This is a genomic window from Paenibacillus sp. 8b26, assembly GCF_050626875.1.
Lineage (GTDB): Bacteria > Bacillota > Bacilli > Paenibacillales > Paenibacillaceae > Paenibacillus.
This window is the reverse complement of sequence record NZ_CP192445.1, coordinates 5212921-5233032: the sequence shown is the minus strand read 5'-3', so window position 1 is coordinate 5233032 and position 20112 is coordinate 5212921. Positions and strand designations below refer to the sequence as shown.

Below are 20112 nucleotides of genomic sequence, written 5' to 3'. Positions count from 1 at the left end.
ACGTGTCTGCACTACATATAAAAGGAAAGCCAAAGGCACGGGATGACCCGGCTTTGACCTTCCCATCATTTCAAGGCAGTACAACCCGTAATATGCTTATTTATTCTGAAAATAACTGTTACCCATAGGCTAATCGTTATTTATCAAGGCAGCTACGCTGCTTCTTTTCATTCAGTATATTATAACGCACCGGTGTACCGTAATGCTACTACCACTACCCGATCCGTAGCTTAGTCTTTCTTCTTGTCTTCGTCAACAACTTCATAGTCCGCGTCAACCACATTATCGCGGCCTTTGCTGTCTGCTGCGCCGTCTTGAGCTTGTTGAGCCTGTGCTTCTTGAGCAGCTTGCTCATACAGCTTCACGGACAACTGCTGAACGATCTCAGTCAGCTCTTCAGTAGCCTTTTTGATGTCTTCCAGGTTGTCAGTTTCCAGCGTTTTTTGTAGATTTTCTTTAGCTGCATTCGCTTTTTCGACTTCGCCTGCATCCGCTTTTTCGCCCAGATCCTTGATCGTTTTGTCTACGGAGTAAATCAGTTGGTCCGCAGAATTTTTCGCTTCTACCAGATCTTTGCGTTTTTTATCTTCTTCCGCATGCAACTCAGCGTCTTTCATCATACGTTCTACTTCCTCGTCGCTCAAGCCGCTGGAGGATGTGATCGTAATCTTTTGGCTCTTGCCTGTACCTTTATCTGTAGCGGATACGTTCACGATACCGTTGGCATCCAGATCAAAAGTAACTTCGATTTGCGGTACACCACGTGGTGCTGGAGGAATATCTCCCAGTTGGAAACGGCCCAGCGTTTTGTTGCCTGCTGCCATTTCACGTTCACCTTGCAATACGTGGATTTCCACGCTAGGCTGGTTGTCGGCATACGTCGAGAACACCTGAGATTTGCTCGTAGGGATCGTCGTGTTACGCTCGATCATTTTAGTGAATACGCCACCTGCGGTTTCAATACCGAGGGACAGTGGAGTTACGTCGAGGAGAACGACGTCTTTCACATCACCTGTCAGTACGCCTGCTTGAACTGCGGCACCCAAAGCTACCACTTCATCAGGGTTTACACCTTTATGAGGCTCTTTGCCTGTCAGTTTCTTAATCGCTTCCTGTACAGCCGGAATACGTGTGGAACCGCCGACCAGAACGATTTTGTCGATGTCGCTGGCACTCATGCCTGCATCTTTCATCGCTTGACGAGTAGGTCCCAAAGTACGTTCTACCAGACCTTCAGACAATTCCTCAAATTTCGCACGAGTCAGGTTCAACTCCAAATGCTGTGGAACGCCGTCAGCTACCGTAATGAACGGCAGGGAAATCGTCGTTGTCAGTACGCCGGACAGCTCTTTTTTCGCTTTTTCCGCTGCATCTTTCAAACGTTGTACAGCTGCTTTATCTTTGCTCAGGTCGATTCCTTGATCCTTTTTGAACTCCGTTACGAGGTAATCAATAATCACTTGGTCGAAGTCATCGCCGCCCAGCTTGTTGTCGCCGCTTGTCGCTTTAACTTCGAAGAAACCGTCGCCCAGTTCCAGAATGGATACGTCGAATGTACCGCCACCCAGGTCATAAACAAGGATTGTTTGGTCTTCGGATTTTTCCATACCGTATGCCAGTGCAGCTGCTGTTGGCTCGTTGACGATACGCAGCACTTCCAGACCCGCGATTTTACCTGCATCCTTGGTTGCTTGACGTTGGCTGTCATTGAAGTAAGCTGGAACCGTGATAACGGCTTGAGTTACCGTTTGGCCCAGGTAAGCTTCAGCATCGGATTTCAGCTTTTGCAAAATCATAGCGGAAATTTCCTGTGCAGAATATTCCTTGCCGTCGATGCTTTCTTTATGATTTGTACCCATGTGACGCTTGATGGACATAATTGTACGATCCGGGTTCGTGATTGCTTGGCGTTTTGCTGTTTCACCTACAGTACGTTCTCCATCTTTTTTGAAACCAACAACCGAAGGGGTTGTGCGCGCGCCTTCCGGATTTGGAATTACAACGGCTTCGCCGCCCTCCATAACAGCCACACAAGAGTTGGTTGTACCTAAGTCAATACCGATTACTTTACTCATCAGACAATTCCTCCTTCTGTATATGCGAGGCCCTCAGGCCAAAATAGTTAAAGCAAACGATCTATTGCTAATGTATATTAAAAAGCTACATGCTCACTTTTACCATAGCCGGACGAAGCACCTTGTCCTTCAGCATGTATCCTTTTTGCACCTCTTCAACGACGATGCCTTCCTCATGCTCTTCGCTTTCCATCTGCATGATCGCCTGATGGAAATCAGGGTTAAACGGTTGGCCCACCGCATTCATGGCCGTCACTCCCTCAGCCTGAAGCACGCTCTCAAACTGACGGAAGATCATCTCCACACCTTTGGTGAATGACTCAGCCTCCGCTCCTTGCGGTGCTGTAGCCAGCGCACGCTCGAAGTTATCCAGAACAGGCACCAATTCGGTAACCAGTTTCATGGATGCATATTTGGCAAGGTCCTCTTTCTCTTTTAGCGTACGACGGCGAAAATTATCAAAGTCTGCCTGTGCACGTAAAAACCGCTGTTGATTCTCTTCTGCCTCCACGCGAAGCTTAGCCAGCTCTGTATCACCCTCCTGGGCTTCCAGTGCTGCCGCTTCGTTCACCGGCTCTTCCTGCTGGTTCGTCTCAGTGGCTTCCTCTGTGCTTACATTTTGTTGTTTTTCTTCTTGGAACGCTTGTTCTTCCTTCAAAATGTTTCACCTCCTTCAAGTCATAACTACCATTACATTCATATTTGTACATTCAAACTTGTTTGCTGCACTTCATTTCAAATTGCTGTTACTTTGCAAAAACACGCAGCAATGCACCCGCGCAGGATACATGCCGTATCCCGGCGCGGACATGTAGTACCGCAACATGCGCAGTCTTATTCTATTTAAACCGCTGCGTAAGCATTGCGGTCAAATCCTTAGACAGGATACCCAAAATATTAATAACTCTCGCATATTCCATCCGTGTCGGACCCAGTATACCTATTGTGCCCAACGCTTCGCCATCTACCGCATACGTCGCGGTAATCAGACTGCAATTGGCAAATGCTTCATGATCATTTTCTGTGCCGATACGGACTTGAATTTCAGGTGCCCCGGCGACAGGCGTCATCAGCTTGAGCAACGTCGGTGTTTCCTCCAGCAGATCGAGAATATGTTTGACCTTTTCAACGTCCTTAAATTCAGGCTGGTTTAGCATGTTCGTCGCACCGCTCAAATACAAGCGCTGATCCGATTCATTATCCAGTGCTTTATCCAGCACCTTCATAGCGTCCTCAAAATGAGACACATGCTTCTCCATCTCCTGACCAAGCGCAGTGTAAAGACGTGATTTAAGCTGATAAATCGGTACGCCGACCAGTTTACTGTTCAGCAAATTCACAACCTTCTCCATCTCGGAAATCGAAATTCCCGGCGGAATATCCACTGTCTTGTTTTCCACTTGACCGGTATTGGTCACGATAATCGCTACAGCCGTCGTTTCGTTGAGCGGCAATAGCTGAAAATGACGCAATGAAGTATGAAAAACCTCCGGCCCAAGCAGGATGGAAGTATAATTGGTCATATGGGACAAAATACCAGATGCATGCTGGATTACTTGTTCCATTGCATTCAGCTTTTCGGCGTAAAAGGCTTTTAGTTCCCGCGTTTCCATAGGCTTCAGCGTATCCAGTGGTACCAAATGATCCACATAATAGCGGTAGCCTTTATGAGACGGGATGCGTCCCGCAGAAGTATGGGGTTGCTCTAGATAGCCCTGTTCCTCCAAATCCGACATTTCGTTACGGATCGTGGCGGGGCTGAATCCGACATCCTGCCTTTTGGATATGCTGCGGGAACCCACTGGCTCAGCCGAACGAATGTAGTCATCAATAATCGCATTCAAAATGAGTCTCTGACGTTCGGTTAACAAGCGAATCCCCCCTTTTGTTTATCCATAATAGCATGATTGTTCAATGGAATCATTAGCACTCGTTCACGATGAGTGCTAACCGATAATACAAAAATACCAAACCGACCGGATCATTGTCAAGTCAGATCAGTATTTTCAATACCATGATTTCATCCCTGCGGACAACAAAAGCGTTTTTATAAATTTTTCAAGAAAAATATAGAAAATTTACTTCTTATTCTCTATAATATATTGAGCTCTACTTTACAATAAGGAGGAAGCTGGTTGAGAACAAATCGTCGCAGCTTTATTAATGTACTGATTGCACTCTTGCCTACTCTCTGTATGTTTTACCTTTTGATTGAGTTGTTTCCATACACGGGGTTGGGAAGAGTTATTATGCTACCGTTTATTTTTATGATTAACGCTGTCCTTATTGGTTTGACCGTTTTTTTTAATCCGCAAATTTTATAGCGTGTTTTACATTATTATTTTATTGGTCGTAGTCCTGCTTACACTAAGAATTACTATTTCATTGTATCCACAAGAGTTCAGTCCAAGTATCCCCCAGCAAATAAACGATAGTATTGCAGCAATTAACGACTATGATCATTCACTCCCGGCCGATTTGGAGAAACCCTCCTTTAATACCTACCGAACGGGAGCGAAAGAAAAATATGTGATAGCCTTGTATAAATACAGACACGATATTCCTCTGGATGGTTCATTTCACCTTTATAATAACGATAGTGATGAAGATGCAATAAGGAGACTTGAAGATATACCAGCAAAACTTTACCCTCATCACAAGCTGATGTGGCAGTATCTTGAAAAGTTTCAAAAATGATACAAGCAATTACAGCTTATATCTACCACGAGCAGATGCAATCGATCCAATAAAAAAACGAACTGACCTGATATTCTCAGGTCAGTTCAGCATTTTCAACACCGCAATTTCATCACAATTGTTTTGTTTACTACAGTTAATGCAATCAGTCCATACCTTTTCAGGGAAAATCTCTTTGTTTACCACATCAAACCCGTTTTTTATAAAAAAGGAGACCTCGTAAGTCAAAGCCATAATCTTAGGGATACGCTGCCGCCGTGCTTCTATAATAAGGCCCTCTACGAGCTTGGAGCCGATGCCCATACCTTTATGTCCTTCAGATATACCAAGTGAGCGAATCTCTACCAAATCATCACCCAGTTTGCATAAAGAACCACAACCGACGACTTCGCCGTCCACTTCTGCCACAATAAACAGCTCCAGTTGGCGCATAAGCACTTCCCTTGAACGTGGCAGCATTATTCCTCGCTCTGCATAGCCGCTAATCATTTGATATAAAGGCTCCACATCCTCAGGAACCGCACTTCTGCACAATACATCTTTACACACTGAAGCCATCTTGCTCTCCTCCTGCCGCTTGCCGCATATAATGAATAAATATACAACATTACGCATAGAATCGCAATACTCCATTTACCCTGCCGTGACAGAATTGTGTTATAAAATGAATGTCCCCGCTTAAGGTGTGCAAACGTACCGTTTCGAAGCTACGACTTATAAATTTACTGTAATGGAACCGATGAACTCCGCAAATACATCATTTCCGAACAAAATACCACGTTCGCTCAGACGATAACCGTCCTCGACCGGCTCGATCAATCCAGCATTCAGCATTTTTCCGAGAGGGGCCGTAAATGTATCCTCCAGTGACTGACCGAATTGAGCCTCAAAGCGGGACTTCGAGACACCTTCCAGCATTCTCAAACCGACCATGAGAAAATCCTCCATCGCTTCGGCCGCTAGCACCTCAAAGCTATCCAAACGCGGCAGTCCGTTACGGGTAGCCTCCACATAAGGATTAATGCCCTTAATGTTCATATGGCGCTCTCTGCCAACATATCCGTGCGCCCCTGCGCCAAGGCCATAATAGTCCTCATTCCGCCAGTAGGTCATATTGTGCTTGCTCCCCAGACCTGGTTTCGCGAAATTGCTGATCTCGTACTGCTCATAGCCCGCCTCTTTCATGCGACGCATCAGGAGCAAATACATTTCCAGTTCGTCGTCCTCATGTGGAAGCGGAAGCTGATTTTTCTGGTACAGCGTGTGGAATAGCGTATTTTCTTCGACCTTCAAGCTGTAGATGGAGTAATGAGGAAGTCCCAACTCCAGCGCCCGGCTGACACTTTCATGCAGCATTTCTACGGTTTGATTCGGTAAACCAAACATCAGGTCAATCGACAGATTGTCCAATCCGACCTTGCGTGCATTTTCCAAACTACGATAAACGTCATCTGTATTATGAATTCGACCAATACCCGTAAGTAGCTCGTTTTGAAAAGCCTGTACGCCGAAGCTCAGCCGATTTACACCGCCTTCTTTCATCACGGTGAGTTTCTCAAAATCAGTTGTGCCCGGATTGGCTTCCATGGAAAACTCAATATCTTCCGACCAGTTCGGGAAGTAGGTACGAACGCTTTTCAGGAAATATTCCATTTCCTTCGGATTCAGCGTTGTTGGTGTACCGCCCCCGACAAAAATAGTTTTAATCTCACCCGGCGGGTGAAGGCGAACCGTATGCTCCATTTCCCGTTCCAGTGCATACAGGTATTCCATAACAGGCTGATCCTTGAGCACGTAAGAGTTAAAGTCACAGTAAAAGCATTTGTTCGTGCAAAAAGGTATATGCAGATAAACCGCTTGAGGCGCGGGTGAATACTCATGTTTGTGTATGGATGCGGTCATACCGATCCTCCTTGTCAGTGTTGAGGTGAGGTGAAAAAAGGGCGGTTGAGGTGGAAGGTCACTTCGTGCCATTTTTTCACTCCGTCTTGAATAGCTTGCTCAAATAAAGAACGTCCATTCTCCATGCACGGCAAAGGCCACATGAAAGAATGGACGAATACCGCTTGGGAACAAGCGGACCGTAGTATCTTGCGGTGCATCACAGAGTGTGTACCTAAGCTACTACGGGATCATGCTGTTGGTACTTATTCGTATTCAATTCGTACACACAATTGTGATGTACTAAATTGAATACGGTGCTGCTTGTTTCAAGCAGCTTTACTCATCTATTTTCAGTACCGCCATAAATGCTTCCTGTGGTACTTCTACGTTACCTACTTGCTTCATGCGCTTCTTGCCCTCTTTTTGCTTTTCAAGCAGCTTCCGTTTACGGGAAATATCGCCGCCGTAGCATTTGGCCAGGACGTTTTTACGCATTGCCTTAACGGTTTCGCGTGCTACAACCTTCGTCCCGACAGATGCCTGGATGGGCACCTCGAACATTTGGCGTGGGATCAGCTCACGCAGCTTCTCGCAAATAATACGTCCGCGATGGTAAGCGCGATCTCTGTGGACGATGAACGATAACGCATCAACCTGTTCGCCGTTTAACATAATATCCATTTTCACCAAATTAGACTGGCGATAGCCTGAAATTTCGTAATCGAAGGAGGCGTAGCCCTTGGTGCTGGATTTAAGCTGGTCAAAGAAATCGTACACGATTTCGGACAGTGGAATCTGGTACGTAATAGTTACCCGTGTCGTATCCAGATACTCCATGGTCACATACTCACCGCGCTTGGTCTGGCAAAGCTCCATAACCGTACCTACGTAATCATTAGGCACGATAATGCCTGCTCTTACGTATGGCTCCTCCACATGATCAATTCGTCCGATTTCCGGGTAATTTGACGGGTTATCGATCTGGATCGTTTCGCCATTCGTCAGCTTAATGCGGTAAATAACGCTCGGCGCCGTCGTAATCAGCGGGATGTTAAATTCGCGTTCAATCCGTTCCTGAATAACGTCCATATGAAGCAGACCGAGGAAACCACAACGGAATCCGAAGCCCAACGCGCTTGATGTTTCCGGCTCAAAGCTGAGCGAAGCATCGTTCAGTTGTAGCTTTTCAAGTGCCTCACGCAGATCGTTATACTCGGATGTTTCGATCGGATACAGCCCGCAATATACCATCGGATTAATTTTCCGATAGCCTGGCATCGGTTCTGTTGTTGGATTTTTGGCATCCGTCACCGTATCTCCGACACGCGTATCGCCCACATGCTTGATACCGGCAACGATAAAACCAACATCACCGATGTTCAGCTCGTCCACGATGCTCATACGTGGCATGAAGGCTCCTACCTCAATAACCTCAAACGTTTTATCGGTCGCCATCATTTTAATTTTAGAACCAGCCTTGATGCTGCCATCCACGACGCGGACATATACGATAACGCCTTTATATGGATCATAATGCGAATCGAAAATAAGCGCCTTCAGCGGATTATTCGGATTCCCTTGCGGAGCAGGTACGCTTCTGACCACCTGTTCCAAAATTTCCTTGATACCGATTCCAGCTTTGGCCGATGCGTGTACAGTCTCGCTCGTATCCAGGCCGATAACATCCTCGATTTCCTGCTTCACCCGTTCAGGATCGGCACTTGGCAAATCAATTTTGTTAAGCACCGGCAGAATCTCCAAATTATTGTCCAACGCCAAATATACGTTAGCCAATGTCTGTGCTTCAATACCCTGTGCCGCGTCTACAACCAGCAGAGCGCCTTCGCAGGCCGCCAAGCTTCGGGAAACCTCATAGGTAAAATCGACGTGTCCCGGTGTATCAATCAGATTCAAAATGTACTCTTCGCCGTCATCGGCCTTATAAGTGAGTCGCACTGCCTGAAGCTTGATTGTAATCCCGCGCTCCCGTTCCAGATCCATCTGATCAAGCACTTGCTCCTGCATTTCACGGGATGTGAGTGCACCGGTATATTCCAAAATCCGGTCAGCCAGCGTGGATTTACCGTGGTCTATATGTGCAATGATACTAAAGTTCCGAATTTTACGTTGTCTTGCCAAAATGTCAGTCATGCCTTACCCCCACACAATGCCTAGTGTCAATCAGCTTATTATAGCAGTTGTATAGGGGGTCAGCAATATTTCTATTCCGTTACTCCGTCAAAAACAGACACAACCCAGCGAATCCCCTGTCTTGACAGGTTTTGCAGCAGCCCGGCCGTTTTGTCCGCCATGGTATCCACCGAGGTTTGTTCTGCCTTGACAGCCAATAGTTCACGCGGTGTCTCCTGGCCCTGCAAATTGGCATCCTGTGCTGTCGAATACCACCGGCGAGTTTCTCCTGTGGCTTGGGTCTCACCTCGTTCTTGTGGATTAGCTTTGTAAGTAGCCGCTCCCGTTCCGGAGTCCATTACAACATTCCCATTTCCGTTATATGTGCGGGTATACGCACGAGCATCGGCTGCGGGTGTGTCTTCAATAACCGTCTGCTCATATCCGACAACGTTCTGCTGTACTTTGCTCTGAACCGAGTCCCCGGCCCATTCAGGACCATATACAGAACGCAGTCCAGAGCCTGCCAGTTGCATGCCGAGCAGGACCCCCGCCCCCATCAGAAGTACAAATCCAAGCGCTTTTTTACGAAAATGTCCAGACATTGCATTTCCTCCTTTCCACCGCCTCAATTAATTGCCACCGTTGCTCTTTTTCGTATCGGATACGTTAGTACCAGCTTTCTGTGCTTTCTGATCCTCCCAGTACACCTCACCGATCATATCCGCCAGAACGTCAGAGGTACGTTTCAGTTCCTCTTCGGTATTATCAATCCCACCAATTTCGATCAAAATGCTATGAGAAGATAAGCTCTGATTGTACTCACCGTTGTTGCCTTTACCGCCATCCTTCCCCCATATCCCACGGGAAACGCCGTGATACGACTTTTCCAGCTTCTCATGAATACGAGCGGCGAAAGCTTCATTTTTGCGCCAGTTTTTGTTGTCATGGCCGATAATAAAATACACCTTGGCATAAGAAAGTCCGTTTATCGTTGCTGTCGTTTTGCCGTGACGTTGAGAATCTCTGTGGATATCAAGCAGATAGGTTAAGCTTTTATTTCCAGCCAAAGCTTCCTTGACCGTTTCACGCGAATATTTATAGGAATAATTCCAATTGTAATTTTGAACGATTTTGGCATAGTCCTTGTTCACATGCAAAGTAGATATCCCTTGCTTCTCCAATCTCTTTTTTACAAAATCTCCTACTCTCGACACATTGGCTGATTTAGAGCCAGAATTGGGATTGGAGCTGGTTTTACTGAGCAAAGGGTTATATGCCTCTCTCGGATGAGAATGGTAGATTAATATACGTTTGGCACCTTTGACTGCTGTATCACTCGGATCATCCTCTTGCGCAGGGTCCGTTTCTGGCGTTGTCGGAAGATCTATCGTTGTAGAGCCATTGTTCGGTGGATTGGTAGAATCATCCGGGCCGCCGGGAGCATCCGTTGTTCCCTGATCAGGCTGATAATCAATAGGTGCCTCCACCTTGTTGTTCCCTGAGCCCTTGCGCAACAAAACAGGCGTACCCGCAGACATACCAGGAATTTCGCGAGCTATGAGACTTTTGGGGTCCTGTGGATTAATACCTGTGAGCATTTGGAAAACAAAAGGCGACCATTGTTCACCCGACAACGAAGATTGTTGCTCCTTCTGTGCCAAATGAGGTACTTCCATACCGAGCATGTCCGCAAAAAAACCGCTGGAAACCGAGCCTGCAAATCCTTTCATCGAAGACACCGGAGACGTTTGTAAACGATTTTCCGCCAGTCCTCCCAGCCCCAATACAACAAATAAAAGCGCCGAGCCCATAATAAGCAGCACAAGCGTATGTCCCATAGCCAAAATTTCAAGGCCCTTTCTTCTCCATCTTCCGACGTTCCAGGTTTGAATTTTTTTCATGTGGGTCTTGTCCTCCTTCGTCCCGTCGAAGCCCGCCTCATGTTCAGAACTACCGATTCCTGTCAGCAGCGGAAATCTCTTATACTTCAACTCTATGAACGGAGAACAATTACTAGAACACAAAAAAATCTCCACCCCCAGGTAAATCCCACTCTTTATTACAAGAGATAGGATGCCTGCTAGATAGAGAATTTTGTGTATGAAATATGCTTTTACTACCCCTGATTAATGTGTATAAGCGGCGACGTTGCCAGGATCGACGGCTTCATGCAGGGCAGCGTTCAATCCGGTTGCAATGATATTCGCAATATCTTCGATAAATTCGTCAATCTCCTTAGGTGTCACAATCAGATCATGTCCCAGCGGCTGAAGTACCTCTCTCACCAATCCCAGTCTCTCAGGCTCGGAAATATCATCCAGCATCCCCAGTATTGCTTTCGTAGAAGCCTTTTCCTTGGCAAAATGTGTTTTCATCAGCTCAATTACATTATTTACGATGGTCGAAGCGTAGCATACCGTTGGAACGCCGATGGCAATGCACGGAACACCCATAATATCCTTGGTGATGCCGCGCCGCTTGTTACCAATACCGGAGCCCGGATGGATCCCGATATCTGCCACCTGGATGGTCGTATTGACGCGCTCCAGTGAACGTGATGCCAGAGCGTCAATAGCAATAATCAGCTCCGGCTTCGTGCGATCAACGATACCCTGAACAATTTCGCTCGACTCGATTCCCGTAATGCCAAGAACCCCCGGTGCAATCGCGCTCACATCCCGATAACCCGGATTGATTTGATCAGGTGTCAGTTCAAAAAATTGACGGGTCACCATCAAATTTTCAACGACAAGCGGACCTAGTGAATCGGGAGTGACATTCCAGTTGCCCAGACCTACCACAAGTACGCGTGCCTTACTGGAGATCCCTATTTTTTGTATAAATTGCTCCATCTCCTTAGCGAATGCGATGGCTACCCGTTGCTGGAGCCCGGTGTCACCTTTACGTAAACCGGGCACTTCCAGCGTCACGTAATGCCCCTGAACCCGTCCAATACGGTTAGCACCCTCTTCATTCAGTACATCCAGACGCGTGATTTTAATACCGTTATCTTCCTCCACGTCCTCGTTGATGCCCGCCAGCGGCATTGGCTGATTGCGTTCCGCCAGTTCTCTTGCCTCCAGCGCCAAATCCGTACGTACCGCATACTTCTGCAAATCCAAATCCATCATTTACGCCTCCTTTTATACCATCTCAGGTTATAGTGTGCGAGACACCCGGCAGGTTTATGCACATCCATTTTCATCCTGTAATCTACCCAAGCCCGGAATGTTTTCTTATTGCAATTTGAGGTGTGGCGTGCTAAAATATTTTAAGTTGTGAAACGTTTGTGTTCATAAGTAATGCCTTTACAGGAGGTGAATGTAATGCCAAACATCAAATCCGCTATCAAACGCGTTAAAACAAACGACAAACGCCGTGCGTTGAACGCTTCTCAAAAATCCGCGCTTCGTACAGCAGTAAAAGCTGCCGATACAGCGTTGGTGAATAACGAAGCTGAAAATGCTGCTGCTGCTTTCAAAGTAGCTTCCCAAAAGCTGGACAAGGCTGTAACTAAAGGTCTGATCCACAAAAATGCAGCTGCTCGCAAGAAATCCCGCTTGGCGAAAAAACTTAACGCTCTTACAGCTCAAGCGTAAGCAAGAGCTACTTTTATACGTTAATGAAAAAATCCTGACCAGCCTTGGCTGATCAGGATTTTTTAGTTCACCACGATTGGATTCTGCGATGTTAACTCTCACTTAAAATAAACCGATCGGCAAACGGGCCGGGTTAGACCGAAGCTCCCGCGCCCATTTTCAGCAAAAACATCTCCAGCCCCAACACCTTGTCGACAACTCCGGTTTTCATGCGGTAATCCAGCTCGCCCAAGTCGTAGAGAAGCTGTCGCAACTGCTCAGGACGGAATCTCCGCGCCTGCTCGCCGGCAACTTTCACCCCATATGGATGCAAGCTAAGCTGACTTGCAATTTGCTGCTGGGAATAGCTTTGACCCATCAGCTCCTTGACCTGCAACATAATACGGAACTGTCGCGTGATCAAAGCTGCAATCTTGATCGGTTCCTCTTTTTGCTTAAGCAGCTCATAAAAAATACTGAGTGCCTTATCCAGCCGCAAATTAGCCAAATCCTCGACCATCGCAAACACATTTTGTTCCGTGCTGCGAGGCACAAGTGATTCAATATCGGCTATGGAGATGGTACCCTGCGCTCCCGCATACAAGCACAGCTTGTCTATCTCGGCAGCCAGCGATTGCAGCCCGGTCCCCGTATATTGAATGAGACTTTCAGCAGCTCCTGCAGCCAATTGGACTTCTCGTTCGCCTGCTCGCTTATGAATCCATGCCACCAGGTCATCTCCCCCCAACGGAGTGAAGGCAATGACCGAAGCGTCACTTTTCAGCCTTTTAACAATCTTTTTCCGTTCATCCAGCTTTTCAGCCTGAACCGTAAAAATGATAATGCTATAGTCAGCCGGGTTATCCATATAAGTCAGCAACGCTTCAATGCGGTGCTCAATCTTACCGCCATCCTTGCCTGCCGCAAATACACTGGTGTCCCGTACAATAATCAGCTTTTTGGGCACCAAAAAAGGCGCAGTCTCGGCCTCCTCCACGACTACCTCAATTGGCGTCTCGGTCAGATCGTAGGGAATAATAGCAAAGTCGCGATGCTCCTCTTCCACCACTTTTTCCTTAAGCATATCGACAAACTGCTTCATTTGATATTTTTCGCTGCCGTAGAGCAAATACACTGGCGAAATATCGCCTTTGCGAATAGCCTTAGCGGCTGTTTTTGCATCCATTCTCCGTACCCCCCATCCATTGATCGTACCCGACATCTGGTCGGAAGGCAAGTCATTATACAAACGAAAGGACCCTGCCTATAGGCAAGATCCTTTCACCACCATCTATATCAACACGGCAGCAGAAAGCTCTAGAAACTTTCAGCCGTCGGGATACGACGTCGGTTCATATAATCTATTCTCTGCTTTTAAAAATGTGTCATCTTCATAGCAACTATTTTCCGGAGGTACGCGGAACGGTATACGTATATTTACTTGCTGTACCATCCTGCTCAGTTTCATACATGAAGGTTTGGCTGTCTTCGGACCAGCTTCCTTTGACCCAGGCACCCTTCAAAGTACGCACTTCCAGCGTTGTCCGGTCTACACCGTTGTCGGAAAGCTTATACACTTTCAGCTTTTTGCCCTCAATGACCACCGCATAGCTGCCATCAGGTGAATTAAGCTGATCTGTAGACGTCGACTGGGCGCTAAAGGTGGAGGCATTATTGCTGTCCGGAGAGATTATTGAATTAGATGAGAAACCTTCATTGCGTACCGGGTTTTGCGACCCGGAGGGTTGCTGATCATTTGAAGCTGTATTGCTGCTCATATCTCCCGTCGTAGTCCCCGAATCCTTGGTAACCCCTTTGGAGGTCGTGTCTTTCGACGTTTCATTTGAAGCAATCCGATTCTGTAACATCATATCCTGACTGACAGACAATGACGAATCATTAGTAGCCGTGCTGTTGTCATTACTGTCTTGAGCAGTACCTGTACCCGCTATAGGTGCTTTTTCTAATTTTGGTTCTCCCTGCTGTTCAGGGGCAATCGTTTGTTGTTCGGATTTTCCCTGCTTTGACTGTTTATCATCGGACTTAGGAGTATCCGCAGCAGAACTTTGCCCGGCAGAGTTTTCTTTTGTCGCCTGACGATCCGTGTTTGGCTGTCCCTGCTGGCGATCCTGACGGGCAGGATGCCCTGCTGGCGTATGCTTCATTGAGCCTTTTTCACCAGCTCGCTGATCGTCACGTTGTGCAGCATCCTGTGTGGAAGGATTCTTTTGATCATCCGCACTGTTTACATCCTGTTTGCTCGGGTCAGGTTGCTCCCCTATAGGTGGCTGGGATGCGTCCGTTCCCTGATCCTGCTCTGACGGCTGCTTGATCGAATCCGATCCAATAGCTGCATCACTGCCTCCGCTTCCATTCACCGTACCTGGAACTTCTGTCTGTTTCTGCTGACTCATCACTCCAGGCGACTGGGAATCAAGCAAGCCTTCCGCATCCTGCACCGTTTTCGGTTCAAAATTGAATACCACAATGCCCAGTACAACAGCAGCGGCAGCCACGCCTATCGCAGCTCGCCCGCTCATCCGATTCCACCAAGGTATAGGCTGAGTACGCTGTCTCGGTCCCGGTCCAGGATCAGCAGCTACAGGCTGCATCTCCTGAAGCGCGCTTCCCTGCTCCTCACGTGCGCGGTCAATGGCATCAAGCTGAGGCATGATGGAATCCACCAGGCTGAACGACGGGGAAACCGCAGGCAATTCCTCCAGCTCGCGTGAGAGCGTCTGAAGAATGTGAAATTTTTCCGCACAGTCCGGGCAAGTCGCAATATGGTTCATTAATTGGGACGTCTCTTCTTCGCCCAGCTCATGATCCACATAACGCTGCATCCAATCCATCACCTCTTCCCCACACTTCATCCTGATACACCACCTTTCTGATATTCCTGAAGTAGCCCTTGCAATTGCTGTCTTGCACGATACAAGTATGACTTGACCGTATTTAGCGGCAAATCCAGAGAGTCGGCAATCTCGTTATAAGAGAAATCCTGCAAATATCTCAATACGATCACCGTCCGGTGGTGCTCTGGAAGCTGCTGTATAGCCTCACGAACATCCTGTGCCAGGTAAGAGGTCAACACCTCGGCCTCCACATTTTGGGGATCGTTGAATATCATGTCGTGCTCGTCAATGGATACCGAGGGCTTTGTCCTTCTGAATTTGTCGATACATATGTTCGTTACAATGCGTTGAACCCAGGTTTTGAACTGCGCCTTTTCCTCATAAGAGTTAATTTTGGAATAAATCCGTATGAGGGCTTCTTGTGAAGCATCCATGGCGTCCTGTTCATTGTTTAAAATGTAATATGCCGTACGGTACACATGCTGTTCTATCTCTCTTAATAGGGTAATGAGAGCGTCGCGATCGCCCGATTGAGCGGCTCGAATGAGTCCCTGCTCTACCACAAAGGATCCCCCTCTCCCTGCAATATTACAGACGTTTCCCCTTTGCAAATTGTTGCAGGATAGACGTCTGACGATAATTTTATTTTTTATAGTGTAAAAAATGTTACCAAAAAGCCCATATTCCCCATTATAGCCTCCCTTAGAATAACAGAAAAAGGGAAGGTAGTCACCTTCCCTTAGCCCTTACTCACATAAATCTGCTGGAATCTGTCGAATTGAACTTGCATATTGTTACTTCTTGGAAATCAGGAAATCCGATATGAGTTCTAACTGGTAATTCAGAGCGATCGGGTCCTGAAAATAAAAGTCGTCGATCGAATACTGGTATACTTTCCCTGCTTTAACGGCAGGAAGGTTTTTCCACACACTTTTAGATTCAATATCTTTCCCTTGATCTACTCCATCTCCCCTAATCCCCAGCATCAGGTAATCGGTATCGCCTAGCATCTCCGGTAAAGCCTCCATCGAAATGCTGGCCCAGCCCTGTTCGAACGCCACCTTTTCTACCTTCGCCGGGGCACGAAGCCCCAACTCATCGTAAAGTATGGCTCCTCCCCGTCCGTAGGACTTGCCATAGAGATATAATTCTTTGCCCGTTATCTCAAAAATAGCAATTTTTTTACCCGAATCAATGACATCAGACAAAGCCTGTTTCTTCTCAGCAATCTTAGCCGCAAAATCAGCAAGGCAATTCTTCGCTTCCTGCTCCTTCTTTAACACTTTGCCCAGCTCCATCAGACGATCCTTATATTTATATTTACCGTATGGAATAAACACTGTAGGCGCTATTTTTCTCAGATTTCCATAAGCTTTCTCATCATAGGTAATGATCAGATCCGGATTCAGGGTGGTCACCTTTTCAAGGGACAGTGCGGAGCTATCACCGATATTTTCAACACCATTCAAGTATTTTTTATAGTATGGAGCATCGAATACAGTGTCTGGAGCCCCTACAGGTGTAATCCCAAGTGCAAGAACATCGCCTACATAGTCGCCGACCGCTACAACGACACGCTGTGGATGTTCAGGAATAGTAACTGTACCTTTATCGCTTTTATATGTACGTGTGTCAGCTGCATCTCCGGTAGATGCAGTTTTCGAATCAGCCGTTGTCCCACTGTCCGTTGCCATTCCTCCTGCATTCGTGGCGCATGCGCTCAGTACCAGCATCAATGAAATAATCAATAAACAAGCCGAAGTTCGGAATTTTAAATAGTTCACAATATCCCTCCCATTAATAATGATTCTCATTTTCAATGATTCTTAGATTTTATCAAAGCTCACAAGTTATGTCCATGCAGGTTGGATTAAAAGCAAAAAGCCCACTCCTTAGAGTGAGCATATCTTTAGTATTTTTCCTGGGTCGCTCTTGTTCGTTGCTACAGTTCAAGCGTGTCCATTGGGGCATCAGCATATCACGGCAATAACTGTACAATTCATCTTGTATCCGCATGTTCAAGGTTATGTTTGTACCGCACACTCAATTTGCCTTGGTACGCATGGATTTGCACCTCTCCCATCGCATCTGTTCGATATATGGCAGAACCAACCGCTGATAGACGATCCAATACCGCTTCATTCGGGTGTCCATATGTATTGCTAGCTCCGACTGAAATGACGGATACCTTCGGTTGCCAGTAGGATAACCATTCTTCCGAGGTGGAGTACTTGCTACCGTGATGTGCTATTTTCATGACGTCTACAGCTTGCCTTACAGCCAACGTCTCCCCCTTTCCTTCGGTATGGGATGGAGAGTGAGCTAACTCGGAGAGCAACTGCGATTCTGCTGCATCATCCATATCTCCTGTGAACAAAAAGGAAGCCCCCTCCATCTCTAATATCATTGCAACGGAATAATGATTTTGGTCCTTCACAACGGCCAAACTTCCGGTTTCTTCCTCCTGCGACGGAAGCGGATGAATAAAGCGGATTTTCGTATCCTGATCCGGTCTCCACTCCATACCATAATGCGCACCATACAGCTTGACCTGCTTGTTTAAAGCCGTGTTCAACAGCTTGCGGAAAGGGGGCTTGTCTGTCAGGGTGCCGTTAAAAACCAAGGCTGATACTGGAATCTGGTCAAGCACAGCCTGCAATCCTCCGGCGTGGTCATGATCTCCATGCGTTAAAATGACTGCGTCCAGCCGATGTACACCGCGCTGCTTCAACAAGGGTACAATCGTATCCTCTCCTACCTCATAGGGGTCTTTTCGTTTGCGCCAGGCATTTTTTCCTGTCGTAAAATCCATCGTGCCCCCGCCATCCACCAATATATGTTTGCCACCCGGCGTTGTAATTAAAATGCTGTCACCTTGGCCCACATCCATGTACTGAACTATTCCCGTATTCCCTCCACCTGGAGTTACGTAACCAATACACAGGATGCCAAACCAGGCAATACCGCTTAAGGCCAGCGCCAAATGACTATAACCATTCCACTGTCGACGTGCATATTTGCCTGCTCCTTCAGGCTCATGTTCCGTCTGCAATATAGCCGCCCACTCCGCAGATGCCGCTAATCCTGTATGTATGGGTGATGGCATGGGAGCGGATGTGCTTTGTCCCGCCGAATTGCGTTCGGCTGAAAGCCTCCCCTTGTCCTTATCCGGTGCTACCTCCAAGCCCAGAGATTCTTCTGTTCGCCTTCGAGATATCATCCATGTTTTGAGCCAGTACAGAATACTGTACAAAGCAGCATAATACGCTATGACCCACAGAATGGAGGAAGACGGCCAAATACTCACATAAGTGTCATCCACGTTCATCCATTTTACAAGCCAAAAGGTCAGTTCGTTCAGCTGCTCTGCTGGCCACGCAAGGATACGTCCCCCGTCCTCCCATAGAAAGGCGATTCCCATCGCCACCGTTCCCAGTGGAAGCACGATATACGTGATAAGTGGAACAAGCACAAAATTAGCCGCAAACGATAGCAGCGAAAACTGATTAAAGTAGAAGACTGTCATCGGAAACGAAACAAGCTGCGCTGTGATCGTAATCGCAATTTCGCCGCCAATCAGAAGAGGCCATTTGGCGAAAAATGGCTTCATCAGCGGCATGTAAATGAGCAGCCCGGCTGTTACCAGAAAAGAAAGCTGAAAACTGACACTAAGCAGGTAGTAAGGATTCCAAAGCAGCATCAATAATGCGGACACACTCAAAATGCTAAGTCCGTCCTTGAGCATTCCCCGTCTGGCTGCAAACAGGCCGATCATAGCCATAATTCCAGCCCTCACAACAGAGGGAGAAGCACCTGTCAGCAGTACATAAGCCGGAATAAGCACCATCACGACCGTAAGAGACGTCTCGCGACTCACTCGCAATAGCTTGAGTAAATACAGTAGCGTAGCCGCATATACGGCCACATGCATACCGGATATCGCTAAAATATGCGTTAATCCAAGCTGCGTAAATTCGTTATACGTTGCCGGGTCCAGCTCATCCGTAACGCCTAGCACCAGTCCTTTCATATATCCTGCGTGATAAAGAGAACCAAAAGCTAATTCCATCCGTTGCCCCAATTGCTCCCTAAGCTGATCATTCCACCTGAACAAGGTGTAACGGTTCCACTGGGAAGCTTGCTGCTTTTGTAGCGAAGCGGCTCCATTCCCTTTGAAAAGCCAGTGAATCTCCTGTGTATGCAGGTATTCATTGTAATCAAAGCCGCCAAAATTCCCCGCTGTTGCAGGAGCCTTTAAGCTGCCGTGCAGTTGAATTGCATCTCCACGCTGCCATTCTGCCGCAAGTTGCTGTTCCTGTTTGGCAGCCAGCTTGATGTGCACGATAACCTGTTCAGAAATAGCTTCGCTCTTTCCAACCCCGCCCTGAAAAGTGTCATTTGGCAGTAATGTAGAACCAGTACGGGTACTACTCGCAGATGTAGGCTTCTTGTTCAAATTGGAATTGCCTCTCGTTTTGCTTATTGCAATAATCCTCATCTCAAATTGTGCCCGATCACCGTCTACCTGTACCTCGGAAGCAATAAACCCGGATGCTTGAACAGGCACGGCTTCCAGCTTGGAAGCCGATACATGAAGGGCCTCGGGAATATGGCTCACATTATGCGTATCATGCCAAGCCCAATGGAATCCACCTCCGCTCAAGGCAATCCACAGCAATACCACATGCCGGACTGGAATTTTCATCAATAGAGCTGCAAGAGGTAAAATCAGCGTGACACCCGCCCAGAGCAACAGCAGCATACGTCCGGAATACAAGCATGCTCCTGCACTTCCCGTAATCCAACATACCGTAAGGGTTAAGATAGGTCTGCTTAAAACCAGTTTGGCTTGAATATAACCACCTCCCGGTAGAAAAATAGGGTTCTGTG

17 protein-coding genes are annotated in these 20112 nt (G+C 47.2%); 3 read left to right on the top strand and 14 right to left on the bottom strand.

The genetic code is table 11. The annotated features are described in order from the left end of the window. Window positions 1-230: 230 nt before the first annotated feature. From dnaK to hrcA, 3 genes are all read right to left on the bottom strand, one after another. Window positions 231-2075, bottom strand: a complete 1845-nt coding sequence (dnaK, locus tag ACQ4MX_RS24345; RefSeq protein ID WP_134913419.1) for a molecular chaperone DnaK — start codon at window positions 2073-2075, stop codon at window positions 231-233. An 85-nt stretch (window positions 2076-2160) separates the two neighbouring features. After that, window positions 2161-2733, bottom strand: a complete 573-nt coding sequence (gene grpE / locus ACQ4MX_RS24340) for a nucleotide exchange factor GrpE (protein ID WP_431087774.1) — start codon at window positions 2731-2733, stop codon at window positions 2161-2163. A gap of 181 nt (window positions 2734-2914) precedes the next feature. After that, window positions 2915-3946, bottom strand: a complete 1032-nt coding sequence (hrcA, locus tag ACQ4MX_RS24335) for a heat-inducible transcriptional repressor HrcA (RefSeq protein WP_044645111.1) — start codon at window positions 3944-3946, stop codon at window positions 2915-2917. A 264-nt stretch (window positions 3947-4210) separates the two neighbouring features. Between hrcA and ACQ4MX_RS24330 the strand changes: the two genes are divergently transcribed. Continuing rightward, a complete protein-coding gene (locus tag ACQ4MX_RS24330; RefSeq protein WP_431087773.1) occupies window positions 4211-4399 on the top strand; it encodes a hypothetical protein in 189 nt (62 codons plus the stop codon). 61 nt (window positions 4400-4460) lie between these two features. After that, a complete protein-coding gene (locus ACQ4MX_RS24325; RefSeq protein ID WP_431087772.1) occupies window positions 4461-4772 on the top strand; it encodes a hypothetical protein in 312 nt (103 codons plus the stop codon). An 81-nt stretch (window positions 4773-4853) separates the two neighbouring features. Here ACQ4MX_RS24325 and ACQ4MX_RS24320 read toward each other — a convergent pair whose 3' ends face one another. From ACQ4MX_RS24320 to gpr, 6 genes are all read right to left on the bottom strand, one after another. Continuing rightward, entirely contained in the window at window positions 4854-5330 is a 477-nt protein-coding gene (locus ACQ4MX_RS24320; protein ID WP_014282525.1) for an N-acetyltransferase, read from the bottom strand. Window positions 5331-5486: 156 nt separating this feature from the next. Further along, complete coding sequence (hemW, locus tag ACQ4MX_RS24315) at window positions 5487-6674, bottom strand: radical SAM family heme chaperone HemW (RefSeq protein ID WP_431087771.1); 1188 nt, start codon at window positions 6672-6674, stop codon at window positions 5487-5489. 318 nt (window positions 6675-6992) lie between these two features. Beyond that, on the bottom strand, window positions 6993-8807 hold the full coding sequence (lepA, locus tag ACQ4MX_RS24310) for a translation elongation factor 4 (RefSeq protein ID WP_044645113.1): 1815 nt from the start codon (window positions 8805-8807) through the stop codon (window positions 6993-6995). A 71-nt stretch (window positions 8808-8878) separates the two neighbouring features. Beyond that, window positions 8879-9391, bottom strand: coding sequence for a hypothetical protein (locus ACQ4MX_RS24305; RefSeq protein ID WP_431087770.1), 513 nt, complete (start codon window positions 9389-9391; stop codon window positions 8879-8881). Window positions 9392-9418: 27 nt separating this feature from the next. Beyond that, window positions 9419-10690, bottom strand: coding sequence for a stage II sporulation protein P (locus ACQ4MX_RS24300; RefSeq protein WP_431087769.1), 1272 nt, complete (start codon window positions 10688-10690; stop codon window positions 9419-9421). 225 nt (window positions 10691-10915) lie between these two features. After that, window positions 10916-11917, bottom strand: a complete 1002-nt coding sequence (gpr, locus tag ACQ4MX_RS24295; protein WP_431091404.1) for a GPR endopeptidase — start codon at window positions 11915-11917, stop codon at window positions 10916-10918. A 198-nt stretch (window positions 11918-12115) separates the two neighbouring features. Here gpr and rpsT point away from each other — a divergent pair, with 198 nt between their 5' ends. Next, window positions 12116-12388, top strand: coding sequence for a 30S ribosomal protein S20 (gene rpsT / locus ACQ4MX_RS24290; protein ID WP_431087768.1), 273 nt, complete (start codon window positions 12116-12118; stop codon window positions 12386-12388). Between the two features lie 133 nt (window positions 12389-12521). Here the strand turns inward: rpsT and holA are convergent, their stop codons facing one another. From holA to ACQ4MX_RS24265, 5 genes are all read right to left on the bottom strand, one after another. Then, window positions 12522-13553: a DNA polymerase III subunit delta gene (gene holA / locus ACQ4MX_RS24285; RefSeq protein ID WP_431087767.1), complete on the bottom strand. Its 1032-nt coding sequence runs from the start codon at window positions 13551-13553 to the stop codon at window positions 12522-12524. A 214-nt stretch (window positions 13554-13767) separates the two neighbouring features. Further along, entirely contained in the window at window positions 13768-15240 is a 1473-nt protein-coding gene (locus tag ACQ4MX_RS24280) for a zf-HC2 domain-containing protein (protein ID WP_431087766.1), read from the bottom strand. Then, complete coding sequence (locus ACQ4MX_RS24275) at window positions 15237-15785, bottom strand: RNA polymerase sigma factor (RefSeq protein ID WP_014282534.1); 549 nt, start codon at window positions 15783-15785, stop codon at window positions 15237-15239. The genes ACQ4MX_RS24280 and ACQ4MX_RS24275 overlap by 4 nt, the downstream gene beginning before the upstream one ends. A gap of 231 nt (window positions 15786-16016) precedes the next feature. Continuing rightward, window positions 16017-17006 carry an iron-hydroxamate ABC transporter substrate-binding protein gene (locus ACQ4MX_RS24270; protein WP_431087765.1) on the bottom strand — a complete coding sequence of 330 codons (990 nt, stop codon included), beginning with the start codon at window positions 17004-17006 and terminating at the stop codon, window positions 16017-16019. A gap of 215 nt (window positions 17007-17221) precedes the next feature. Beyond that, a complete protein-coding gene (locus tag ACQ4MX_RS24265) occupies window positions 17222-19984 on the bottom strand; it encodes a ComEC/Rec2 family competence protein (RefSeq protein WP_431091403.1) in 2763 nt (920 codons plus the stop codon). Between the last annotated feature and the right edge of the window lie 128 nt (window positions 19985-20112).